Here is a 4,526-nt window from a genome sequence, read left to right as displayed (position 1 = left end):
GTTGCATCTACGAGATGCCCTTCGTAGTGGCCGAATTTGATCCTAGAGAAATCTCATTCTCTCACTACGACAGGGCATTTCACTGATTCAACCCGCCCCAGACACCACCTCAATCGGTGAATCCAGGATAAGGGGTAGTGATGTCAGAGAAGCGGAAGAAGTACGACCGGGAGTTCCGTGAGGGGGCTGTTCGGATCGTGCGTGAGACGGGTAAGTCGATCGCGGCGGTGGCGCGGGATCTTGGCGTCCACGAGGGCACGTTGGGCAATTGGGTGGCCCAGGACCGCGAGGCCCGGGAGGGCCGGGGTGAGTTGACTCGCGACGATGTCGAGGAGCTCAAACGCCTGCGCAGCGAGAATGCTGAGCTGCGGATGGAGCGTGATGTCCTCAAGCGATCAGTGGTCCTGTGGGTGAAGGAGGCGACGAAGTGAGCGTGGCACGTTTCATCGCCGACCAGAGGACCAAATACCGAGTGCCGCATACGATGACGTGCGTGCTGTTGGGTGTGAGCGTGTCGTGGTTCTACAAGTGGATCACCCGCGCTGAGTTCACCGATGGGTTGCACACCGACACCGATCGGCGCCGCGCGCGCCTCGATACGGCAGTGGCGGCGGCGTTCACGGCGGCCAAGGGGCTGCATGGTTCGCCGCGGCTGATCGCCGACCTGCGTGATCTGGGCTGGCAGGTCTCGGAGAAGTCGGTGGCCGACTCGATGCGCCGCCAGGGTTTGGTGGCGCGCCGCATCAAACGCCGTAACGGGCTCACCAAGCAGGACAAGACCGCACCGAAGTTCCCTGACCTGGTCAAACGAGATTTCTCCGCGGCGGCGCCGAACCGCAAGTGGGTCGGTGACATGACCGAGATCCCCACTGAGTCCGGTCAGAAATTGTATTTGGCGACCGTGATCGACCTCTATAGCCGCCGGTTGTTGGGGGCGGCGATGGGCCTGCATCCTGATGCTGAGCTGGCGTGTGCGGCGATCAAGATGGCGGTGGCCGCGCGCGGCGGCCGCCAGGTGATCTGGCGCGATGAGCAGTCCGATCGGGTGATCTTCCACACCGACCGCGGCAGCACCTATACCGCGAACGCGTTCACCACGCTGTGCCGGCAGTTGGGGATTCGGCAGTCGATGGGCCGGGTCGGGTCGTGTTTCGACAATGCTGCCGCCGAGGCGTTCTTTTCCTCACTGGAATGGGAAGTGTTGTCGCGCAATAGTTTCCGTGATACCATTCATGCGCAGGCGGCGGTTATCGACTGGTGCTACACCTTCTACAATCACCAACGCCGGCACAGTGCCGCCGACGGGCTCTCGCCCGTCAACTACGAGATCAGGGAATCCAAGACCAAGCCGCAAGCGGCATAGGAAACCCTCCACGATTTCGGGGGAACCACATAGTGCACGTCGGCGGGTGTGTGTAGTCCGATGCCGGTGTGCCGATGCTCGTGGTTGTACCAGTTGGTGAAGGTGTTCATGAAGTGCCTTGCCTCACTGAGTGATCCGAAGCGTTCAGGAAATTGCGGCCCGTACTTCAATGTCTTGAACAGCGACTCCGAGTACGGGTTGTCGTTGGACACCCGTGGCCGCGAATGCGACCGGGTGACCTCCAGATCGGCGAGCAGCGCGGCGACGGTCTTGCTGGTCATCGACGTTCCCCGGTCGGCGTGCACGATCTGCGGTACACCATGCACCGTGAAGATCTGCTCCATCAGTTCCTTGGCCAGCACCCCGGATTCGTGGGCATGAACATCGACACCGACGATGTAGCGGGAGTAGATGTCGATCATCACGTAGGCATCGAAGTAGGTGCCCTTCACCGGCCCTGCGAGTTTGGTGATGTCCCAGCTGTACACCTGCCGCGGAGCGGTCGCGACCAACTCCGGGCACACCTTGGCCGGGTGCCGCGCCAGCCGGCGGCGTTCGGCGACCAGCGTGTTCTCTGCCAACACCCGATACATCGTGGACACCGAACACAGGTAGACGCCCTCGTCGAGCAGTTGGGCATAGATCTGCAACGGCGCGAGATCGACGAACCGGTCGCTGGTGAGCACCTCAAGGACCCGCCGCCGTTCCAGCTCTGTCAGCTTGTTGACCGGATCGGGCGCTGGTTGGGCCGCCACCGCGGGCGTGGGCGCGGTAGCGGCGGTGCGCCGCCGGGTCGCCGTCGAGCGCACCATCCCGGTCAACCCCGCTGCCCGTCTCGTGGGCACACCGCCGGCGATCAGCGACACGTAGGTTTCGGTCATCGCTTCTTGCGCTGCTCGTCGGAATCCGCTCTCTCGGAGAGAGTCTCCAAGAGAGCGTGCGCTTTTCCCATGATGTCCAGGGCGGCTTCGGTGGTGCTCAACCGCTTGCTCATTCGGGCGTTCTCCCGCCGCAGCCGAGCCATCTCGGCCTGCTCGGCGGTGAGTCTGCCGACCTTTTCACCGGGCTTCTTGCCTGCCAGCACCCCGGCGTCGCGCTGCTTGCGCCACTCGCAGATCAACGACGAATACAACCCCTCACGCCGCAAATAGGCACCGCCGTCGCCGTGCTCGCACGCCTGCTCGTAGCCCTGCAAATGGGCCAGCTTCTCGGACGCTGTGAACACGCGACGCCGCCGCGGCCCGTCAGCTCTCGGGTGAGTCGGATCCATCCGTTCATTGTCGTTCACCGGGATAATCGTGGAGCTCGTCATGATGTGCCGATCCGTATCTCGCCCTGCGTCAGGCCGGTTTGCTATGAACCAGTGGACTCAACTCACCCTGACACGCAGGGTTCCGCCAAGAACTCCTACAGCAAGGGGACCATCATGAAGCAGAGTAACCAGATTCTCAGCATGTAGACGAACTGACAGACTGTCGCGAGTGAGGCTGATGCGTGCGTGTTAAAAGTGTCGGCTAACCCGGGGCACGGGTAGTGACGACCAGAGTGGCAGTCGACACCGTGTATCCGGGGTTGCCCTGTGCTTGTCGAGCAGTTCGGCCGCCGCGGCGGTAGTAGATCACGGTCTCGGTCTGATATCTGTCGTGTCCGGCATCGTCCTTGGCGGTGCAAAACCGTTCGTAGAGATCCATCTGAACATCTATGTCAGGCAGCGTGATTCGGGAAACGAACCGGTCTGGATTCTGGACCCGCAGCATCGGTGCCTGCCACCATGGAAGCTGCCCTCTTTTCAACTTGACCTCGGTGGTGTCCACTTGATGAGTAAGACCCAGCGGTCGCCGAGAGCCTTCGTCCTCGCCAGGATCGGGCTTAAGTCGCACGGCAATTGGTGAATTCATCCGTACCCCGGCTAATTGCGGTTTGACACCGCTAACTGTCTGGTCGAGAACGTTACCTTTGCCGTCACGCGACTTCTCGATGACATGTACGTCGAGCGTGCCGTCTTGCGTCGGTTCAATGAACACCTTGATGGGCGTTCCTTCTAGGGAATGGTCAATGACGGCGTAGGACGTAGTTCGGGTGCCCTCGCGGCTACGCCACCAGGGCGTGAAGGTTCGAACGTTGACGTTCGTGTGAGGGCGATAGCGGCAGTCCCATTTGACAGGCTTCACCGGCGGCAGCGTGTCGTCGAAGTGGACGTACAACTCGGCCTCGTAGCTCGGTTGGTTGCAGCCTTTGGGAAACTCCCTGTCTAATTCGGTTTTCAGCGTGAAGTTCGTCCCGCCAGGCTCTTGGAACGAAATAGTTCCGTCCAGTACTGTCCCGCTGCAGTCAGGCCAGTCATCGAAGATGTCGGTGAGCAGTCCAGCCAAGTACTCGATGCCTGCCTCTACCAAACCACCACCTCCACCAGCGACGATCTTCTTGGTCAGATCAAGGATGTCGCTTCCCTTCTCGGCGGCGAAGAGTGCCCCTAGGGCCTTATACAAGGCGGCACTTGCGGCTGCCGCCGCTGCCGCAGAGCCCACCAATAGCAGCGCTTTCGCGAGCTTGTACGGGTCATCGACCCCACGAACGTTAACGACGGTCACGCGCAGGGAGTGAGAGTCTGAGTGAGGAACGGGTTCATACACTGTGGTCAATCCCGGCTCCCACTGCTGGGCTGGCCCACCGTCAACGCTAAGCGTCATTTTGTCGTCAAATGTGGCCTCTACCGAGGGCTTGAAGCCCATGGGCTTCGGCGCGCCAATCACGATCGCCCGCGGAGTGCCCACACGATCGCCGCTGGTGTTGATTGTTTCCAGATAGACCAGAATATGGTCTACGTAGTCACCCTGCAGGGCCTTCTGATTGCACTTTATGGACGTCAACGAAACTGATACCGGCACAAGTCCTCCCGATTGCAGACCGATTCCACGTCATTATGGGCCGCGCTGATCGTTACGTCTAGAGTTTGCAACTCGCAGCACTGGGTCCCACGTCGCCGCGTCGTAGGTCCGGTTGAAGGCGTTTCGCACAGGGTGCATACCGCGACATCTGACCTGAGTTAGGACATTACCGGTTGGTAACTTGGCGCGCGTGGGTTTGACCTGCGGGTTCTCTGGGTGGGGTTCGGTGCTGGGGGTACTAGGCGAGTAGTTTTGGGCCGTGGCGTACGTGCGGA

At 61.0% G+C, this 4,526-nt stretch carries 3 protein-coding genes and 1 pseudogene; 2 read left to right on the top strand and 2 right to left on the bottom strand.

Annotated features, from left to right (window positions below; all coding sequences use genetic code 11):
• Nucleotides 1-140: 140 nt before the first annotated feature.
• Nucleotides 141-431: a transposase gene (locus HPC46_RS33785; protein WP_179476349.1), complete on the top strand. Its 291-nt coding sequence runs from the start codon at nt 141-143 to the stop codon at nt 429-431.
• Nucleotides 428-1,363, top strand: coding sequence for an IS3 family transposase (locus tag HPC46_RS33780; RefSeq protein ID WP_179476348.1), 936 nt, complete (start codon nt 428-430; stop codon nt 1,361-1,363). Before HPC46_RS33785 ends, HPC46_RS33780 begins: the two co-directional genes overlap by 4 nt.
• Nucleotides 1,364-1,392: 29 nt before the next feature.
• Here the strand turns inward: HPC46_RS33780 and HPC46_RS33775 are convergent.
• Nucleotides 1,393-2,633 (bottom strand): annotated as a pseudogene (locus HPC46_RS33775) (IS3 family transposase); the annotation flags it as partial.
• Between the two features lie 244 nt (nt 2,634-2,877).
• Nucleotides 2,878-4,233, bottom strand: coding sequence for a hypothetical protein (locus HPC46_RS33765; protein WP_179476345.1), 1,356 nt, complete (start codon nt 4,231-4,233; stop codon nt 2,878-2,880).
• Nucleotides 4,234-4,526: the final 293 nt, after the last annotated feature.

Source organism: Mycolicibacterium vinylchloridicum, assembly GCF_013404075.1.
Taxonomy (GTDB): domain Bacteria; phylum Actinomycetota; class Actinomycetes; order Mycobacteriales; family Mycobacteriaceae; genus Mycobacterium; species Mycobacterium vinylchloridicum.
This window is presented reverse-complemented; position numbering and strand designations above follow the sequence as displayed.